Source organism: Phycicoccus jejuensis, from assembly GCF_044797865.1.
In the GTDB taxonomy this organism is placed as follows: Bacteria; Actinomycetota; Actinomycetes; order Actinomycetales; family Dermatophilaceae; genus Phycicoccus; species Phycicoccus jejuensis.
In genome coordinates this window covers 163,601-183,158 of record NZ_CP085209.1, presented here as the reverse complement: position 1 = coordinate 183,158, position 19,558 = coordinate 163,601, and the positions used below count along the sequence as shown (strand labels likewise).

The 19,558-nt window shown below is 73.3% G+C and carries 14 protein-coding genes; 3 read left to right on the top strand and 11 right to left on the bottom strand.

From position 1 onward, the window contains the following. Positions 1-115: 115 nt before the first annotated feature. The 10 genes from LG324_RS00845 to LG324_RS00800 form a co-directional block, all read right to left on the bottom strand. Positions 116-1,411: a fatty acid desaturase family protein gene (locus LG324_RS00845; protein WP_404350934.1), complete on the bottom strand. Its 1,296-nt coding sequence runs from the start codon at positions 1,409-1,411 to the stop codon at positions 116-118. Between the two features lie 43 nt (positions 1,412-1,454). Continuing rightward, positions 1,455-2,609 (bottom strand): ferredoxin reductase, encoded by a 1,155-nt coding sequence (locus LG324_RS00840; RefSeq protein ID WP_404350932.1) that lies wholly within the window; start codon positions 2,607-2,609, stop codon positions 1,455-1,457. A gap of 367 nt (positions 2,610-2,976) precedes the next feature. Then, a complete protein-coding gene (locus LG324_RS00835; RefSeq protein ID WP_404350930.1) occupies positions 2,977-4,626 on the bottom strand; it encodes an ABC transporter ATP-binding protein in 1,650 nt (549 codons plus the stop codon). Next, the gene (locus LG324_RS00830) at positions 4,626-5,663 is read right to left on the bottom strand and encodes an ABC transporter permease (protein ID WP_207022086.1); all 1,038 of its coding nucleotides are present in this window, start codon (positions 5,661-5,663) and stop codon (positions 4,626-4,628) included. Before LG324_RS00830 ends, LG324_RS00835 begins: the two co-directional genes overlap by 1 nt. A 2-nt stretch (positions 5,664-5,665) precedes the next feature. After that, on the bottom strand, positions 5,666-6,826 hold the full coding sequence (locus LG324_RS00825) for an ABC transporter permease (RefSeq protein WP_404350928.1): 1,161 nt from the start codon (positions 6,824-6,826) through the stop codon (positions 5,666-5,668). Between the two features lie 229 nt (positions 6,827-7,055). Next, on the bottom strand, positions 7,056-8,144 hold the full coding sequence (locus LG324_RS00820) for a BMP family ABC transporter substrate-binding protein (protein WP_030526187.1): 1,089 nt from the start codon (positions 8,142-8,144) through the stop codon (positions 7,056-7,058). Between the two features lie 112 nt (positions 8,145-8,256). Next, the gene (locus LG324_RS00815) at positions 8,257-9,009 is read right to left on the bottom strand and encodes an SDR family NAD(P)-dependent oxidoreductase (RefSeq protein WP_404350926.1); all 753 of its coding nucleotides are present in this window, start codon (positions 9,007-9,009) and stop codon (positions 8,257-8,259) included. Then, complete coding sequence (locus LG324_RS00810; protein ID WP_404350924.1) at positions 9,006-9,506, bottom strand: cupin domain-containing protein; 501 nt, start codon at positions 9,504-9,506, stop codon at positions 9,006-9,008. The genes LG324_RS00815 and LG324_RS00810 overlap by 4 nt, the downstream gene beginning before the upstream one ends. Continuing rightward, the gene (locus LG324_RS00805; RefSeq protein WP_404350922.1) at positions 9,503-10,843 is read right to left on the bottom strand and encodes an amidohydrolase family protein; all 1,341 of its coding nucleotides are present in this window, start codon (positions 10,841-10,843) and stop codon (positions 9,503-9,505) included. The genes LG324_RS00810 and LG324_RS00805 overlap by 4 nt, the downstream gene beginning before the upstream one ends. Then, complete coding sequence (locus LG324_RS00800) at positions 10,840-11,616, bottom strand: S-methyl-5'-thioinosine phosphorylase (protein ID WP_036828595.1); 777 nt, start codon at positions 11,614-11,616, stop codon at positions 10,840-10,842. The genes LG324_RS00805 and LG324_RS00800 overlap by 4 nt, the downstream gene beginning before the upstream one ends. Positions 11,617-11,689: 73 nt before the next feature. Between LG324_RS00800 and LG324_RS00795 the strand changes: the two genes are divergently transcribed. The 3 genes from LG324_RS00795 to LG324_RS00785 all read left to right on the top strand — a co-directional run bounded on the left by LG324_RS00795 (position 11,690) and on the right by LG324_RS00785 (position 18,367). Next, entirely contained in the window at positions 11,690-13,222 is a 1,533-nt protein-coding gene (locus LG324_RS00795) for a gamma-glutamyltransferase (RefSeq protein WP_404350919.1), read from the top strand. 170 nt (positions 13,223-13,392) lie between these two features. Further along, on the top strand, positions 13,393-16,719 hold the full coding sequence (locus LG324_RS00790) for a S8 family serine peptidase (protein ID WP_404350917.1): 3,327 nt from the start codon (positions 13,393-13,395) through the stop codon (positions 16,717-16,719). 103 nt (positions 16,720-16,822) lie between these two features. Further along, a complete protein-coding gene (locus tag LG324_RS00785; protein ID WP_404350915.1) occupies positions 16,823-18,367 on the top strand; it encodes an MATE family efflux transporter in 1,545 nt (514 codons plus the stop codon). Here LG324_RS00785 and LG324_RS00780 read toward each other — a convergent pair. Further along, positions 18,294-19,529, bottom strand: a complete 1,236-nt coding sequence (locus LG324_RS00780; protein WP_404350914.1) for an acetyl-CoA hydrolase/transferase family protein — start codon at positions 19,527-19,529, stop codon at positions 18,294-18,296. The genes LG324_RS00785 and LG324_RS00780 overlap by 74 nt on opposite strands. Positions 19,530-19,558 lie beyond the last annotated feature (29 nt).

Genomic DNA, 19,558 nt, shown 5'->3' with positions numbered 1-19,558 from the left:
GCCGGGCAGGGGACGGCGCCCGGCCACCATGCCATGCGCGGGCGGTCGCCCGCGCGGCGGACGGGTGAGGGGTCGGCCGACCGGCCGACCCCTCACCCTCGCTGCGACGCCCCGCTCAGCGGCGGGTCTTCCGGCGGCGCTGCGCCTTCTTCAGCTCGAGACGGATGATGTCGCGACGGCGGCGACCCTCGACCTTGTTCGGCAGCGAGAGCTCGACGACCTTCCAGTACACCGACGCCGCCTGCTTCCAGAGGCTGCCGGTGACGTAGGGCAGGTCGTGGCGCTGCATGAGGTCGCGGATCTGCGGGGCGATCTCGGCGTACCGGTTGCTCGGCATGTCCGGGAAGAGGTGGTGCTCGATCTGGTGGCTGAGGTTGCCGGTCATCACGTGCATCGCCTTGGTGCCCGAGATGTTGCCGGAGCCGAGCATCTGGCGCAGGTACCACTCGCCACGGGTCTCGCCGTCGATCGAGGTCTTCTCGAAGGTGGAGATGCCGGGCGGGAAGTGGCCGCAGATGATGACCGTGTTGGTCCACACGTTGCGCACGAGGTTGGCCACGACGTTCGCGGTGAGCGTCGTGCGGGCCGAGCCCGTGACGGCCGAGAGCGCGGGGTGGACGAGGTAGTCCTTCGTCGCCTGGCGGCGGATCTTCGCGAGCACCTCGTCGCGGTTCTTGCGGAACTCGGCCTTGTCCTCCTCGCTGAGGCGGTGCTTCTTCGCGAGGTAGCCGCCGAGCTCGAGGTCGTAGGCGGCGATGGAGTACTCGAAGAGCAGCGCGTTGCCCACGTGCCAGATCGGCTGGAAGAGGTAGAAGAGGCTCCACTTCTGGTCCTCGTCGACCCGCAGGATGCCGTAGCCGAGGTCGTTGTCGCGGCCGAGCACGTTGGTGAAGGTGTGGTGCATCTCGTTGTGGCTGTGCTTCCACTGGCTGGCCGGCGAGGCGTTGTCCCACTCCCACGCCGTCGAGTGGATCTTCGGGTCACGCATCCAGTCCCACTGGCCGTGCATGACGTTGTGGCCGATCTCCATGTTCTCGAGGATCTTGGCGACCGAGAGGCCGGCCGTGCCGATCCACCAGGCCGGGCGGAAGCCCTTGACCTTGACGCCGCTGAAGAGCAGCGCGGCGCGCGAGCCCATCTCGAGGTAGCGCTGGACCTTGATGACCTTGCGGATGTAGGCCGCGTCGCGCTCGCCGCGGGAGTCCATGACCTCCTTGCGCAGGGCGTCGAGCTCGTGGCCGATGCCCTCGATCTGCTCGGGGGTCAGGTGCGCGGCCGGGTTGGGGCGGCCGGACTTCTTGAGGGCGGGGCGCTGGGGGCGCGGGGCGTCGGACGCGACGCGCAGGCGCGGGTTGATGCCGTGCGGCTTGCTCGAGCCGTGGGCGGGGGTGCGCTCGGGGGCGAGGGTCATGGGGTGGTCCTTCCGTGGAGGGGTCGGGAGGGCGGTCGGATGGTCAGAGGTCGAGCTCGCAGGAGCCGGCGACGGCGTTGACGCACGTCTGGACCGGCAGCGGCTCGTCGGACTCGTGGACGGTGACCTCGCCGGTGCGCAGGTCACGGATCGCGCCGGAGCGCATCGGCACGACGCAGCCGAAGCAGATGCCCATCCGGCAGCCGCTCGGCATGAGGACGCCGGCGTCCTCGCCGGCGTCGAGGATGGCCGTGGCGCCGTCGGCCTCGACGATGCGGCTGCTGCGGGCGAAGGTGACGATGCCGCCCTCACCGGGCTCGACGACGCTCGGGCGGAAGCGCTCGACGTGGAGGCGCTCGGGGACCCCGGCGTCCGCCCAGTGCTTCTCGGCGGCGTCGAGCAGCGCGGTCGGGCCGCACAGCCAGGTCTCGCGCTCGCGCCAGTCCGGGACGAGGGTGTCGAGGCGGGCGAGGTCGAGGACGCCGTGGACGTCGTCGAGGTTGAGGCTGAGGGCGAGCCGACCGGCGGCGTGGTGCCCGGCGAGCTCGCGGTGGAAGATCACGTCGCGCTCGGAGGGGGCGCAGTGGACGTGCGCGACGTCGGCGAGCTCGCCGAGGTGGTTGCGCAGCATCCCCATGACCGGCGTGATGCCGCTGCCGGCGGTGAGGAAGAGGACCTTGGCCGGCGCCGGCGTCGGGAGGGTGAAGTCACCGGTCGCCTGGTCGAGCATCACGAGGGTGCCCGGGGTGGCGTGGCGCACGAGGTGGGTGCTGACCCTGCCCTCCGGGATCGCCTTGGTCGTGATGGCGACGCACCCGGCGGGGATGCCGGCCGCGGCGGTGCCGTCGGCGCGGTGGGTCAGGCTGTAGGCGCGCCAGTGGCGGACGCCGTCGATGTCGACGCCGATCCGGATGTACTGGCCGGGCACGTGCCCGCGCCAGCCGCGGCCCGGGCGGATGATGACCGTCGCGGCGTCGTCGGTCTCGGGACGGACCTCGACGATGCGCCCGCGCAGGTCGGCGCCGGCCCGCATCGGGTCGAGGAGGTCGAGGTAGTCGGCGGGGACGAGCGGGGTGGCGAGGGCCTCGGCGACCCGGCGGGCGCCGCGGGCGAGGCCGCCCAGGGGTCCGTCGGTGTGCGCCCCGAGGCGCGGCCGCATGGCCCCGCGGGGGGTCGCTCGGTCGGTGATGGTGCTCACGTACGCCAGCGTAACCTACGCATCCGTAAGTTACGGCATCGTAGGGTCGCTTCTCAGGAAGTGATCAGCCACGCCCCGATCCGCACTGATTGCGAGTTCCGCCGCTCGACACGCCCGTCAGCGGCGCGTCGAGCGGCGGAACTCGCAAGAAGTTGGGACGGACGGCGCGACATCGGGTCGAGGTGAAACAGGACCCTGTCGTGGTCGGTTTCACCTCGAACCGCGTGGGAGCCGGTGGGTCGAGGTGAAACAGGACCTTCTCGTGGTCTGGTTTCACCTCGACCGGAGGTGCGCGACCCCCGCCGGCCGGGGCCGACGGGGGTCGTCGTGGTGTCTGTCGTCGTGGTGCCGGACGTAGTGCCGCGGGTCAGTGGTCGCCGGCCATGAGGCGGCCGATCTCCGTCCGGTCCGCGTCCTTCGCGTCCATCTCGGCGACGACCGCGCCGCCGTGGACGACGGCGATCCGGTCCGAGAGCGAGAGGATCTCGTCGAGCTCGGCCGAGACGAGGAGGACCGCGGCGCCCGCGTCCCGCGCCTCGACGATCCGCCGGTGGATGAACTCGATCGACCCGACGTCGACGCCACGCGTGGGCTGGGCCGCCATGAGCAGCGTGGGCTCGAAGGACATCTCGCGCGCGACGACGACCTTCTGCTTGTTGCCGCCCGAGAGCGACCCCGCGCTCTGCCCGACGCCGCTGGAGCGGATGTCGAACTCCTCGCGCAGCCGCTCGGCGTTCTCGCGGACGGCGTCGAACTGGCGCACGCCGCCCTTGGCGTACGGCGCCTGGTCGAACTCGTTGAGGACGAGGTTGTCGGCGATCGAGTACGACCCGACGATGCCGTGCTTCTCGCGGTCCTCCGGGACGTGGCCGATGCCGGCGTGGTGGGTCTGGTGCGGGTTCGCCCTCGTGAGGTCGAGGGAGCCCAAGGCCATCCGGCCGGAGTCGACCTTGCGCATCCCGGCGAGGGCCTCGACGAGCTCGCGCTGGCCGTTGCCCTCGACACCGGCGACGCCGACGATCTCGCCGGCGCGCACGGTCAGGCTGAAGCCGTTGACCGCCCCGAGCCCGCGGTCGTCGCGGACGCGGAGGTCCTCGACCTCGAGCACCGTCTCGCCGGGCGTGGCCGCCGCCTTGTCGATGGACAGGACGACCTCGCGGCCGACCATCATCGTCGCGAGCCCGCGGGCGTCGGTGTCCCTGGTCGCGACCTCGCCGACGACCTGGCCCTGGCGCAGGACGTAGACGCGGTCGGCGACGGCCAGCACCTCGCGCAGCTTGTGCGTGATGAAGACGATGGAGGTGCCGGAGTCGGCGAGCTCCTTCATGACGCCGAGCAGCTCGTCGGTCTCCTGCGGCGTGAGCACCGCGGTCGGCTCGTCGAGGATGAGGAGGTCGACCTTGCGCGAGAGCGCCTTGAGGATCTCGACGCGCTGCTGGGTGCCGACCGGCAGGTCCTCGACCGCGGCGTCGGGGTCGACGGCGAGGCCGTGGCGCTCCGAGAGCTCGCGGACCATCCGCCGCGCCGCCTCGAGGTCGAGCACGCCGCCGCCGCGCGTGGTCTCGTGGCCGAGGACCATGTTCTCGGCCACCGTCATGACCGGCACGAGCTGGAAGTGCTGGTGCACCATCCCGATGCCCCGCGCGATGGCGTCCTTCGGGTCCTTGATCGGCGTCGTGTCGCCCTTGACCGCGACCGTGCCGGTGTCGGGCGTGATGAGGCCGAAGATCTGGTTGACGAGGGTCGACTTGCCGGCGCCGTTCTCGCCGAGGAGCGCGACGATCTCGCCGCGCCGGACGCTCAGGCTGATGTCGCGGTTGGCCTGGACCGACCCGAAGGACTTCGAGAGCCCGTCGATGTCGAGCAGCACCTCGCCGACGTTGCCCTCGCCGAAGCCGGACTGCTCCGGCGGCAGCGCGAGGATCGCCTCGTTCGTGACGTGGGCCGCCAGGTGCTCGCGCGAGGTGTCGTGCCCGACCGGCCGCGGGGTGCCCTCGGTGGGCGTGGGGTCGCTCATCACTGGTCCTTCTTGACGTAGGGCTGCCCGGCCGCCGCCGGCCCGCGGACCCGGCCGGCGGCCAGCGCCAGGACGACGAGCGTCGCGACGTAGGGGAGGGTGCCGAGGATCTGCGGCGCGGTGATGGCGCCGACGATCCCGTGGAAGAACCCGGTGCCCTCGCCCTGGCCGAGCCCGGACTGCTGGAGCTGGCTGGCGATCGCGTTGACGAAGCCGAAGAACAGGGCCATGACGAAGGCCCGCAGCGGCCGCCACGCGCCCATGATCATGATCGCGAGGGCGAGGAAGCCGCGCCCGGCGGTGATGCCGCGCTCGAACGAGCTCGAGGCGTCCATCGACAGGTAGACCCCGGCGAGGCCGGCGAGCGAGCCGGCGAGCGTCACGTTGATGATCCGCAGCCGCTCGACGTTGATGCCGGCGGTGTCGGCGGCCGACGGGTACTCGCCGACCGCGCGGGTGCGCAGGCCCCAGCGGGTGTGGAACAGCGAGAGGTGCACGAGCACCGCGGCGGCGATGGCGACGAGCGCGATGGCGCTGCGGCCGCTGAAGAACGTCTCGCCGATGAGCGGGATGCTGCCGAGCACCGGGACGTCGACGTTGGGGATGACGCCCGGCAGGGTCTGGCCCGACTTGAGGTAGAAGGACGTGATGCCGGTGGCGATGATGTTGAGGACGACACCGGCGATGATCTGGTCCATCCGCCAGCGGACGGTCGTCCACGCGAGGAACCCGCCGGCGATGAGGCCGGTGCCGATGCCGGCGAGGACGCCGACGATCATCGAGCCGCTGTAGGCGGCTCCGAAGAAGCCGGCGAACGCGGCGAGGAGCATCTGCCCCTCGATGCCGATGTTGACGACGCCGGAGCGCTCGCCGATGACGCCGACGAGCGCGGCGAGGACGAGCGGGATCGCGTAGCCCCACGCGGCGCCGAACATCGACGGCGCGATGTCGTTCTTCGCGTAGTAGAAGACGTACGAGGCGACGAGGACGGCGGCCGCGATGGCCAGCGTCGTGCGGTTCTTCTGCACCCAGGCCATGCTCAGCTCCCCCAGCTCGTCGAGGCGACGCTCACCTTGGCGGCGCGGCTGCGGAAGAGCCACTTGCCGAGGACGGGGATCGACACCATGAGGAGGATGACGGCGAGGAGGACGTCGACGATCTCGGGCGTGATGCCGCTCGGGAGGTCGGGCGTCTGGGTCGCGAACTGCAGGCCGGCGGCGCCGGTGCGCAGGATGCCGACGAGGAACGCGGCCGGGATCGTCGCGAGCGGGTTGGCCCGGGCGAGCAGCGCGATGGTGATGCCGTCGAAGCCGAGCGTCCCGACGATGGCCGGCTCGAACCGGAACAGCGTGCCCTCGGCCTCGAGGGCGCCGCCGAGCCCGGCGAGGCCGGCGCCGAGCGCGAGCGAGAGGACGGTGATGGTCGGGATCGAGATGCCCGCGTAGCCGGCCGCGCTCTTGTTCGCACCGACGGTGTTGAGCTTGAAGCCCAGGGTGGTGCGCGTGAGCATCCACCAGCACGCGACGGCGAGGACAACGGCGACGAGGAACCCGACCGGGACGCCGCCGACGGCGCCGATCTGGCTGGACTCGGGGATCGCCTCGGTCTGCGGGATGCCGCTGGTCTTCGAGGACTCCGCCTGCAGCGGGCCGACGACGAGCCAGAAGGTGACGCCCGCGACGATGTAGTTGAGCATGATCGTCGAGATGACCTCGTGCACCCCGCGCCAGGCCTTGAGGACGCCGACGAGGACCCCGACGAGCGCGCCCGCCACGAGCCCGGCGAGCATGCCGAGGAGCGCGCCGAGCCAGCCCGCCCCGCCCGCGGCGTAGGCGACCCACGCGCCCGCGATGGCGCCGGTGGCGAACTGTCCCTGGCCGCCGATGTTGAACAGCCCCACCCGCAGCGGCAGGACGACCGCGAGCCCCGTGAGGACGAGCGGCGCCGTCTTCTGGAGCGTGCGCGTGTACGCGTCGTTCTGGAAGGCCTCCTTGAACAGCGTCGTGTACGCGTACCAGGGGTCCACGCCCTGGTAGCGGATGAGCGCCGCGCCCACGAGGAGCGAGATGAGGAGGGCGACGACGATGACGACGCCGCTCTGGTGGCTGACGAGGAACGCGAGAGCCCCGCCCCGGTCGCGCTGCTGCGGATCCTCGGCGGGCGGCGGCGGAGTCTTCTCCGCCGTGCGGGTGTCGGACATGGGTCTCCAATGACTCGGGGTGCCCACAGTGTGGCCCGAGGGCCCGGTGGGCGGAAGTGCGGGGGTGCCCGACGCGCGGGCGTGCTCTGGGCAGGTTCTGCCGAGGGCGGGGCGGCCGAGGGCGGGGGCGGCGCCGACGGCGACCGACGTGCCGAGGGGGCGGGCATCCGGTCGGGATGCCCGCCCCCTCGGGCGGGTGGTCAGCGGCGCTGACCGGTGACCGCGTCGGTCAGAGGGTGACGCCGGTCTTCAGCGTGCCGGCCTCCATCTGCTTGACGATGTCGGCGACCTTGGTCTTGACGTCCTCGGGGATCGTGGCGTCGAAGTCGTGGAACGACGACAGCCCCGCCTGGCCGAGGGTCTGGATGCCGGAGAACTCGCCGTCCTTGGCCGTCTTGATGGTGTCGGTGACACCCTTCGAGATGAGCTTCTCGGCCGAGGTGATGAGGCACGGCTGCGCGGCGGGGACGGTGTCCCACTGGTCGGTGTCGACACCGATGCAGAACTTGTCGGTGCCCGCACCGGAGGCCTTCGCGACCTCCTGGAGCGCGCCGTTGCCGGTGTTGCCGCCGGCGCCGAAGATGATGTCCGCGTTCTGCGCGAGCATCTTGCGCGCCTCGCCGCCGCCCCACACCGGGTCGTTGAACGCGTTGTCGCCGGCGGGGTGGTAGACGGTGGTGACCGAGACCGACGGGTTGGCGGCCTTGGCGCCCGCCTCGAAGCCCTTGGCGTACTTCTGGACCGGCGGGATCTCGAGGCCGAGGACCTGGCCGAGCTTGTTGGTCTTGGTCATCAGGCCCGCGAGGTAGCCCGCGCCGTAGCCGGCCTGGTCCTCGGGGAAGATCAGACCGGTGAGGTTCTTCTCGGTCGTGCCCTCGGGGTAGCCCTGGTCGACACCGATGAACTTGGTGTCGGGGGAGGCCTTGGCCGCGGCGACCGTGGCGTCGGTCATGAGGAAGCCGACCGTGACGACGACGTCGTACTTCTTGTTCGTGAACTGGGCCATGTTGGCCGCGTAGTCCTTGGCGTCCTGCGTCTCGATGTACTTGTAGAAGCCGTTGGTCTCGGCCTGAGCGGCCTTCGCGCCCTCGTGCGCCGACTGGTTGAACGACTTGTCGTCGACCTTGCCGGTGTCGGTGACCAGGCCGATGCAGAACACGTCGGCGCTCGCGCAGTTCGAGTCGTCGGTCGGGGCGCCGGCCGCGGCCGAGCCGGAGGCCGAGCTGCCGGACCCGGAGGTGCCGGTGCTGCCGCCACAGCCCGCGAGGGCCAGGGCGAGCGCCGCGGGGACCGCGACGAGGTAACGCGAAGACTTCATGGAGGATCTCCTCGAGAGGGCTGTACAGACGAGCAGATGCTACGGCCAGAAACGCCTCTCGCCGCACGCCGCCGGGCTTCGTTGCGGGGTCGTTACCAGAGGTCCCCGTCCCTCACCACCCGGGCGCGGCGGACCACCCGGCGTCGACGGTGACGGTGGTGCCCGTGATGCCGGAGGCACCCGGTGAGGCGAGGAAGGCGACGGTCGCGGCGACCTCGTCGGGGTCGACGGGCCGCCCGAGCGCCGAGGCCGCCCGCCACCGCTCGACGCCCGCGGGCCACGCCTCGGCGAGCCCGTCGCGGTCGACCAGGCCCGGCGCGACCCCGACGACGCGCACGCCGCGCGGCCCGACCTCGTGCGCCGCCGCCCCGACGAGGTGGTGCAGCGCGGCCTTCGCGACGGCGTAGGGGGCGTGGGTCGGCATCGCCCGCAGCCCCTCGATCGAGCCGACGACGACGACCGCGCCGCCGGCGCCCATCCCGGCCGCGGCCTGGCGCAGGAGCACGGCGGTCGGGCGCAGGCCGGCCCGGTGGTAGCCGTCCCACGCGGCGGCGTCGAGGTCGTCCCACGCGAGGTGGTGCTGGGGGAAGGCGTTGAGCACGACGACGTCGGGGGCGCCGAGCGCGTCGGTGCAGCGCCCGAGCAGGTCGGCGCAGGCGGCGTCGAGGTCGGCGGGGGCCTCGAGGTCGAGGTCGGCGTGGAGGGCCAGCGCCCGCCGGCCCAGCCCCTCGACGCCGGCGACGACGGCGCGTGCCCCCGCCTCGTCGCCGCGGTAGTGGACGGCGACGTCGTGCCCGGCGCTCGCGAGGGCCCGGGCCACGGCCGCGCCGAGCCCACCGCTCGCGCCGGTGACGAGCGCGGTCACCCCATCCGCCCGACCGGCTGCTCGCGGGTCAGGGTGCGGATCTCCTCGCCGAACTGCGGGTACCGCGCGACGAGGTCGTCGCGGCGGCCGAGCTCGAAGTGCTCGGGACGGAAGGCCGGGGCGCACCAGCAGGACAGGAGCGTCCACCAGCCGAGGGTCGTCGCGCCCATCCACGTGTTCCTGCGGACGAGGACCTGCGAGTGCTCGCCCCCGACGTAGTTGAGGACGCCGGAGCCACCGGGCCGCAGCCGCAGCAGCGCGGCCGGCGCGCCACCGAGCCACTGCCAGCCCTCGTCGATCGTGAGCCGGTGCATCGCCGAGAACCCGTCGGGCCGGTTGGTCAGCAGCACGGTGATCGCGTTGAGGCCCTGGGTCCGGGGGCCGGCGACGTACCAGGCGCCCTCCTCCGGGATCGGGACCATGCCGAGCCGGTCGATGACCTCCTCGGCGCTCTCGTCCGGTGGGTCGACCTGGGGGACGCCCGCCGCCGCGCTCACGAGGCCTCCGCGGCCGCCCGGGCGCTGGCCCCGACCTCGCGGGCGCGCGCGAGGAGGGCAGGAGTGTCGACGCGGGTGCTGCGCCCGTCGCGCACGACGACCTCGCCGTCGACGAGGACGTCGGTGACGTCGGCGCGACCGGCCGCGAAGACGAGGAGCGCGTGCACGTCGTGCACCGGCGTGAGGTGCGGCTTCTCGAGGTCGAGGAGGACGAGGTCGGCCCGCTTGCCGACCTCGACCGACCCGACGACGTCGCCGAGGCCGAGCGCCCGGGCCCCGTCGATGGTCGCCGCGCGCAGCACGGCGTGGGCGCTCGCGACGTCGGGACGGCCGCTCGTCAGGCGGGCCAGGAGCGCGGCCTGGCGCATCGCCTGCCACATGTCGAGGTCGTTCGAGCTCGAGCAGCCGTCGGTGCCGATGCCGAGGCGGACCCCGCTCTCGCGCACCGTCTCCCACGGCAGGGCGCCGCTGGCGAGCTTCTGGTTGGAGCCGGCGCAGTGCGCGACGGCGGCGCCCGCGGCGGCCAGGCGCTCGCGGTCGCTCGCCGAGAGGTGCACGCCGTGGCCGACGACGAGCGGGAGGTCGCCGTCGAGCCAGCCGGCCCCGGCGAGGACCTCGGTGGGGGTCGCGCCGTAGCGGGCCGCGACGTCGTCGTTCTCGGCGGCGTTCTCCGAGACGTGGGTCGTCAGCAGGGCGGGCCCGCCGTCGCGCACCTCGCGCAGCGTGGCGAGCACCTCGGCGAGGTTCTCGGGAGAGCAGGTGTACGTCGCGTGCGGCATGGCCGACACGGGCACCGCCGGGCCGCCGAGCGCCGCCATCGCCGCCGGCCAGGCGCGCATCAGGGCGAGGCGCTCCTCCCAGGCGAGGCCGTCGGGGCCGGGGCCGTCCATGAAGACCGGGCCGATGACGTGCCGGCTGCCCGCCGCGACCGCGCCCCGGTGGGCGGCCTCGTGGTGGAAGTACATGTCGAGCTGCGTGGTGCAGCCGCCGAGCAGCGACTCCAGCGCCCCGAGCGTCGCGCCGAGCTCGACGGTCGGCGGGTCCATCACCGCGCCCTCGGCCGCCCACACGCGGGTGAGGAAGCCCTGGAGGTCGACGTCCTCGGCGAGCCCGCGCAGCAGCGTCATCGGCAGGTGGGTGTGGAGGTTGACCAGGCCCGGCATCAGCAGCCGGCCGCGCGCGTTGAGGACCTCGTCGCCGTCGACCGGGCCGTCGGCCGCCGGCCGGACCTCGGTGACCGTGCCGTCCTCGACGACGACGGTCGTGTCCCGCAGGACGGTGTCGGTGTCGTCGACCGTGACGACGTACGCGGCGCGGTCGATGACCAGCCGGCTCATCCGGCGTCCTCCTCGCTGAACGTGGCCCGGGTGTGGACGAGCTCGTCGAGGACGGCGAGCACCGCGTCGCGGCTGCGGGCCAGCACCGCGTCGATCTCGGCCATGGTGATCGGCTCGTCGGCGTCGCCGACCCCGGTCGCGGGGTTGACGACGAGCGAGACCGCCGCGTAGCGCAGGCCGGCCTCGCGGGCGAGGGTGACCTCGGGGACGCCGGTCATCCCGGCGACGTCGCCGCCGGCGAGGCGGGCCAGCCGGATCTCGGCGGCGGTCTCGAAGCGCGGCCCCTCGAAGGCGGCGTAGACCCCGCCGTCGCGCATCGGCCGGCCGACCGCCGCGGCGGCGTCGAGCAGCTCGCGGCGCAGCGCCGGGTGGTAGGGCGCCGAGACGTCGACGTGGACGACGCCCTCGGGGCCCGAGCCGTCGAAGAAGGTGAGCGGCCGCTGCTTCGTGAGGTCGAGGAAGTCGTCGAGGCAGACGAGGTCGCCGGGGGCGAGGTCGGGGTCGATCGAGCCGGTGACGTTGACGGCCACGACGTCCTCGACGCCGAGGTCGGCGAGCGCGCGGATGTTCGCGCGGTAGTTGACGAGGTGCGGCGGCACCGAGTGGCCCGGGCCGTGCCGGGTGAGGAAGACGACCGGCAGCCCGTGCCAGCGGCCGCGGGTGACCCGCGCCGGGCCCCACCGGGTGTCGACGGTCTCCTCGGTGCGGTCCTCGAGGGCCTCGAGGTCGTAGAAGCCGGTCCCGGCGACGACGGCGAGGGGCGGGCGGCTCATGCTCCCGAACGCTACCGCCCGGTCACGGACGGCGGCCACGCGAGCGGTCCGGGCGGTGGCAGGATGCCGCTCCATGGGTGAGGTGGCGCTGGCGGCGACCGGTCCGGTGTCGCTCGCGGCGGGCCGGGCCCTCGCCGACGCCGGGGGCAACGCCGTCGACGTCGCCGTCGCCGCGGCGCTCGCCGCGATGGCCACCGAGCCGGGCATCGTCTCGCTCGGCGGTGGTGCCTTCGTGTCGGTCTGGGGCCCCGACGGCGAGCCCGTCCTCGTCGACGGCACGGTCGAGATGCCGGGCCGCGGCCTGTCCCGCGAGGCCTTCGGGCAGGGCGTGCGCGAGGTCCACACCGAGTACGGGGGCGGCGTGACGATGTTCGCCGGCCACGGGTCGGTGGCGACCCCGGGCGCCGCGTCGGCGTGCGAGGACGTCGTGACCCGCTTCGGGCGGGCGGGATGGTCCGACGTCGTGGCCCCGGCGGCCGCCGCCTGCCGCGACGGGTACCCGATGGGGGGCGCCGCCGCCCGCTACCTCGGCTTCGTCGCCGGCAGCCTCTTCGGGGCCGACCCCGAGGCGCACCGGGTCGTCACCCGCGACGACGGCTCGCCGCTGCGCGCCGGCGACGTCACGACGAACCCGCTGCTCGCCGACGTCCTCGACCTCGTCGGGCGCGACGGCGCCTCCGTCCTCACGACGGGCGAGGTGGGCCGGGCGATGGTCGCCGACATGGCCGCGCACGGTGGGCTCGTGACCGCCGACGACGTCGCCGCCTACCGCGTCCTCGAGCGCGACCCGGTGCGGCGCACCGTCGGCGACTGGGACCTCGCCGCGAACCCGCCTCCGTCGGTGGGCGGTCCGATGCTCGCCGTGATGCTCGGCGAGCTCGCGCGTCGCGGCTCCTACGACTGGGACGACGTGCTGGCCGTCCAGCTCGCCGTGCTGCGCTACCGGCTCGAGGTCCACGACGTCTCGCCCGACCTCGACGCCGCGGGGCACGCGCTCCTGTCCTCGGTCGACCGCCACGGCCTCGCCGGCCTGCCGACCTCGGCCTCCACCGCGCACGTCTCGGCCGTCGACGCCGACGGGCTCGCCTGCGCCGTCACGGTGTCGGCGGGCTACGGCGCCGGCATCACGGTGCCGGGCACGGGGATCCTCCTCAACAACGCGCTCGGGGAGCCGGAGCTCAACCGGCTCGGCCTCCACGCGCTGGCGCCCGGCACGCGGCTCGCGTCGAACATGGCACCGACGACCGGTCGCACCGCCGACGGCCGCGTCATCGCCGTCGGGTCCCCCGGGGCCGACCGCATCACGACCGCCCTCATGCAGGTGCTCGGCCAGGGGTGCCTCCACGGTGCGGACCTGACGACCGCCATCGAGGCGCCGAGGCTGCACGTCCGGTTCGACGCCGGCGGCCGGCCCGTCGTCGAGCACGAGTCCGACCCGGCCATCACCGCCGCGGTGCACCGGGCCGGCCTGGCGGCCACCGACCACGGCGCCCTCTCGATGTACTTCGGCGGGGTCGGGGCCGCGTACCGGCACGCCGACGGCGCCCTCAGCGCGGCGGGCGACCCGCGGCGCGAGGCCGCGGTGGCCGTCCTCGGTCACGGCTGAGCCGGCGAACGGGGCAGTCGGCCGACCCGCTCGTGACCTGCGGGTCAGCAGTTGGCAAAGAATCGCGTGGGTTGCCCTCTGCCCTATTCCCACAGCGCCGGATCCGTGGTTGCCTGTCGCCACCGTTGTTCAGACGCAGGCAGGTGCGTCGCGGGGAAGACAGGACACCGATGAGACATCCCCTCTCCCACAGGTCGGGGCGCGTCGCGCTCGCCGGCCTGGCCGCCGCAGCCCTCACCACGGGGTCGTTCGGCGCCTCGGGCGCCGTCGCGAAGGGGCCCGCTGACCCGGGTCTCCTGCGCGAGAAGGCCCCCCAGGCCACTCTCCAGAAGACCGAGGTCAAGGAGACCCCCTCGGCCACCACGACCGAGAAGAAGCTCGGCCAGCACGACGTGCAGCTGCTCGAGAAGGCGGAGGCGGCCGGCACCAAGCGGGTCACCCTCATCATGGCCGTCGACAAGGGCACGACCAAGCAGGTCGCCGCGTCCATCCGCGCCCAGGGCGGCTTCGTCGGCATGACCAACGACAAGGTCGGCTACGTGCGGGCCAGCGTCCCCACGAAGGCCGTCCCCGGTGTCGCGGCGCTCGCGAAGGTCCGCGCCGTCGACCTCGACGAGTCGGTCAAGCTCCCCACGCCGGGGACCGAGGGCAAGGCCGGCGCCGTGCGCACCCTCGCGGGGCCGGGGAAGTCCACGCCGAACGCCAACCCGTACATGCCGACCCGCGAGACCGGGTCCGTGGACTTCAAGAAGGCCAACCCGACGTGGGACGGCCGCGGCGTGACCATCGGTGTCCTCGACTCGGGTGTCGACCTCGACCACCCGGCCCTGGCCACGACCTCCACCGGCGAGCGCAAGATCGTCGACTGGGTGACGGCCACCGACCCGATCTTCGACGGTGACGCCACCTGGCGACCGATGCTGACGCAGGTCGAGGCCACCCCGTCGTTCACCCTCACGGGTGTCGGCGCCTATCGGGCGCCCAAGAGCGGCTCCTTCTACTTCAGCCGTTTCTCCGAGTCGATCACCGCGGCGAGCGAGCCCGGCGGCGACGTCAACCGCGACGGTGACACCACCGACCGGTTCGGCATCCTCTACGACGCGACGACCCACGACATCTGGGTCGACAGCAACCTCGACAACGTCTTCTCCGCCGACGAGCTCATGCGGCCGTACAACGAGAAGTACGACATCGGCCACTTCGGCGTCGACGACCCGTCGACCGACATCGTCGAGCGCATGCCGTTCGTCGTCGAGTACCGCGAGGACGTCGACATGAGCCCCTACGGCGGGCCCTACGTCGGGACGACCGCGGACTTCGTCAACATCGGCATCGTCGAGGACGCGCACGGCTCGCACGTCGCGGGGATCGCGGCCGGGCACAGCCTGTTCGGCGGCAGGATGGACGGCCAGGCGCCCGGCGCCAAGATCGTCTCCTCGCGCGCCTGCACCTGGGGCGGCGGCTGCACCAACGCGGCGCTGACCGACGGCATGGTCGACCTCGTCGCCAACCGCGGCGTCGACGTCGTCAACATGTCGATCGGTGGCCTCCCGGCCCTCAACGACGGCGCGAACGCCCGGGCGGAGCTGTACAACCGGCTCATCGACGTCTTCGGCGTCCAGCTGTTCATCTCGGCCGGCAACTCCGGCGCCGGCATCAACACCGTCGGTGACCCGTCGGTCGCGACCGACGTCGTGAGCGTCGCCTCCTCGGTCTCGAAGGAGACCTGGCTGGCCAACTACGGCTCGCAGGTGTCGAGCAAGCTCGCGCTGCACAACTACTCCTCGCGCGGCCCGCGCGAGGACGGCGGCTTCAAGCCGAACATCATGGCGCCGGGCTCGGCCATCTCGACCGTGCCCCAGTGGCTCAAGCAGCCCGACCTCGCCGAGGCCGGCTACACGCTGCCGATCGGCTACGCGATGTTCAACGGCACGTCGATGGCCTCCCCGCAGGCCGCCGGCTCCGCCGCGCTCCTGCTCTCGGCCGGCTTCCAGACCCAGACGCCGATCACCCCGAAGCAGCTGCGTGAGTCGATGTACACCAGCGCCGACTACCAGAAGAAGCTCGAGGCGGTCGGCCAGGGCACCGGCCAGACCGACGTCCCCGGTGCGTGGAACCTGCTCAAGAAGCGGTCGAACGTCCGCGGCGAGTACACCACCACGGCCCCGGTCTGCACCGCCCTCTCGGGCTTCCTCACGACCCCGAACCAGGGCACCGGCCTCTACGTCGGCTGCCCCGCCGGCCAGGGTGGCCTCAAGGTGGGCCAGACCAAGCGGTACACCGTCAAGGTCGCGCGGACGACGGGCACCTCGCAGCGGGTCAAGCACACGGTCCGCATCATCGGCAACGACGGGACCTTCTCGGCGCCGTCCTCGGTGCGCATCGGTCGCGGCGGCGAGGTCTCCATCCAGGTGACCACGAAGGTCAAGACCCGTGGGCTGCACTCGGCGATCCTCGAGATCGACGACCCGACGACCCGGCTGGTCGACCACCGCGTGATGCTCGCGGTCGTCGCCTCGACCGACGTCACGAAGCCGTCGTACTCGACGGTCACCCGCGGCACGGTCGAGCGCAACCTCTTCAAGCGGGTCTTCGTCACGGTCCCCGAGGGCGCCAAGGCGCTCCAGGTGAACCTGTCGGGCATCGCCACGAAGAGCCAGGTCCGCTGGATCGCGTTCAACCCGTACGGCGTCCCGGTCGACACCACGTCGACGCCGTTCTGCTACACGAACTACAGCGACCCGGCCACCTGCAAGCCGCAGTCCCGGGCCTACGCCAACCCGATCCCGGGCGTGTGGGAGCTGCTCGTCGAGTCGCGGCGCACCTCGCCGTTCCTCGACAACCCGTTCGTGCTGACCGCGGCCGTCCAGGGCCTCACGGTCGACCCGGAGACCCAGACCGTCGACGCCCCCGTCGGTGAGTCGACCCCGGTCTCCTGGACGGTGAAGAACGACTTCGGCACCGTGACGGTCAACCCGCGCGGCGGCTCGCTCGGCTCGGCCCACGCCGAGCGCGCGACCATCGCCGACGGCGACCAGGCCACGTACGAGGTCGTCGTGCCGGAGGGCGCGACCCGCCTCGACGCGGCGATCGGCAACACCTCGGACCTCAGCGCCGACCTGGACCTCACGGTCTTCGACGCCGACGGCAACCAGGTGGCGCAGTCGGCCGACGGTGACTCGGAGGAGGCGGTCTCGATCGCCAACCCGGCGCCCGGCACCTACACCGTCGTCATCGACGGCTACTCGGTCCCGGCGGGCACGACGGAGTACGACTACCGTGACGTGTTCTTCAGCCCGGCCCTCGGCACGCTCGACGTGCCGTCGGGCTCGGTCACCCTCGCGGGTGGGGCCTCGGTCACGGTCAACGGGGCCATCTCGCCCGACGCCGCGGCCGAGAACGGTCGTCAGCTGTTCGGGGAGATGAACCTGCTCTCCACGGAGGGTGCGGTCCTCGGGACGGGCTCGGTGCTCGTCTCGGCTCCGGCGCAGAGCTGACGCACGCGTCGCACGGAGGGCCCCGCGGGTACGTCCCGCGGGGCCCTTCCGCGTGCCGTGGGCGTGCCACCGGCCACGGCCGGTCCCGTGCGAGAGTGCCGGGGTGAGCGCGCCGCCCGAGGACACCTCCCCGTCGCAGCACCGCGAGGTCCTGCGCCTGGCCCTGCCGGCCTTCCTCGCCCTCGTCGCCGAGCCGCTCTTCCTCCTCGTCGACTCGGCCATCGTCGGGCGGCTGGGTGTCGAGCCGCTCGCCGGCCTCGGGGTCGCGAGCGCCGTGCTGCTGACCGCCGCCAACGTCTTCGTCTTCCTCGCCTACGGCACGACGAGCGTCGTCGCGCGCCGGCTCGGGGCGGGCTCGCGCGAGGGTGCGGTGTCGGCGGGGCTCGACGGCACCTGGCTCGCGGTCGGGCTCGGCGTCCCGACCGCCCTGCTCGTCGCCCTCCTCGCCCGGGACCTCTCGGGCGCCTTCGGGGCCTCCGCGGCCGTCGTCGACGAGGCCACCACCTACCTCGCGGTCTCGGCGGTCGGGCTCCCCGCGATGCTCGTCGTCCTCGCGACGACCGGGGTGCTGCGGGGCCTGCAGGACACCCGCACCCCGCTCGTCGTCGCGGTCGGTGGGTTCGGGGCCAACGCGCTGCTCAACCTCTGGTTCGTCCACGGGCTCGGCTGGGGCATCGCCGGGTCCGCGTGGGGGACCGTGCTCGCGCAGTGGGGGATGGCCCTCGCGCTCGGGTCGGTGCTCGTGCGCGAGGCCCGGCGCGCCCGCCTGCCGCTGCGGGCCCATCCCGGCCGCGTGCTCGCGGCAGCGCGCGGCGGCGTGCCCCTGCTCGTCCGCACGCTGGCGCTGCGCGCGGTGCTGCTCCTCACGACGTGGGTCGGCGCCGGCTTCGGGGACGTGCCGCTCGCGGCCTACCAGGTCACCGCGACGCTCTGGTCGTTCCTCGTCTTCGCCCTCGACGCCCTCGCCATCGCGGCGCAGGCCATCACCGGGCGCACGCTCGGTGCGGGCGACGTGGCGCGGACGCGGGCGGCGACGCGGCTCATGGTGCGTTGGGGCGTGCTCGGCGGTGTCGTGCTCGGGGTGCTGGTCCTCGCGGTCCGCCCGTGGGTGGGGGCGTGGTTCACGCCGGACCCGGCCGTGCAGGCGGCCGTCGCGGCGGGCCTGACCGTCGTCGCGCTCCAGCAGCCGCTGTCGGGGTTCGTGTTCGTCGTCGACGGCGTCCTCATCGGCGCGGGCGACGGGCGCTGGCTCGCGATGGCGATGGTCGGGACGCTCGTGGCCTACGTCCCGGTCGCCCTCGGCGTGCGGGCGGCCGCGGACTGGCTCCTCGAGGGGGGCAGCGTCCTCGGGCAGGAGCACGCCCTCATCTGGCTCTGGCTGGCCTTCACGGCGTTCATGGCGGTGCGCGGCACCCTGCTCTGGCTGCGGGTGCGCACCGACCGGTGGATGGTGACCGGCGCCCCCGCTGACCGGGCCCCCTCTTCCGCGAACGCGTGTGAACCCGCCGGGGAGGACCGGCGGTTCCACACGCGTTCGCGGACGGGACGTGGCGGAGGAGGGGGTGCGGGGGCGCTCAGGCGAGGCCGAGCGCGCGTGCCTCCTCCCACAGCTCGTCGCGGACGTCCGGGTGGGCGGCGTCGCGGATGATGTGCCGGCACTGGCCGCGCTGGTCGTACCCGAAGAGCTCCGCGGCGCCCTGCTCGGTGACGATCGCGGTCTGCTGCACGCTCGTCACGGGCTCGTCGAGGAGGGGGACGACGGTGGAGCAGTTCGCCTTCGGGTGCCACGAGCGCAGCGCGATGAACGACTGCCCGCCCGGCGAGTGCAGCGCCCCGACGACGAAGTCGGTCTGCCCGCCGAAGCCCGAGTGGATGCGCGCGTCGATGCGCGAGGCGTTGGCCTGGCCGAAGAGGTCGACCTCGAGCGCGGAGTTGACCGAGGTCATCCGGCGCTGGTGGGCGATGAGCCCGGGGTCGTTCGTCGTCTCGGTCCGGGTCATCCGCACCCGCGGGTTACCGTCGACCCAGTCGTAGAGGTCCTGGGAGCCGAACAGGAACGACGTCGTCAGCGGGTGGTCGCGGTCGAGCGCGCCGGCCCGGTCGAGGGCGACGACGCCGTCGGAGAACATCTCGGTCCACACGCGCAGGTCGCGCCGGCCGGTCAGGGCCGCGATCGTGGCGTCCGGGATGCCGCCGATGCCCGCCTGGATGGTCGCGCCGTCGGGCACCCGCGCCGCGATGCGCTCGCCGATGAGCCGGCTGTCGTCGTCGGGGACGAGCGGCTGGTGCGTCGGCAGGGGCGCCGAGACCTCGACGGCGAGGTCGACCGCCTCGACCGGGAGCAGGGCGTCGCCGCCGGTGTAGGGCATCCGGTCGTTGACGACCGCGACGACGAGACCGGAGCGGGCGCGGCAGGCGTCGATGGCCGCCGGGAGGACGTTGACCTCGATGCCGAGCGAGAGCATCCCGTCGCGCGGCGGTGCGCAGTGGACGACGACGACGTCGGGGGCGAGCGGCCCGCCGTAGAGCACGGGGACCAGCGAGAGCCGGCTCGGGACGTACGAGAGGTTCGAGTGGCGGCGCATCCCGCCGCCGACGAAGCAGGTCTCGGCGGTGACCCCGGGCCGGTCCGGGATCCCCGGTGGCGCGTTGAGGGCGTGGAGGACGTACTCCTGGCGTCCCTCGTCGAGGACCCGGACGGCCTCCCAGGGCACGGCCACGTTGCCGGAGACGACGACGCGGGGGACCCCGGGGAGGGCGGCGAGGTGGCGGCCGAGCTGGTCGAGCGTGACTGTCCGCACGACACCCATCATGGCCCGTCGCGGGCACGCGCACACGG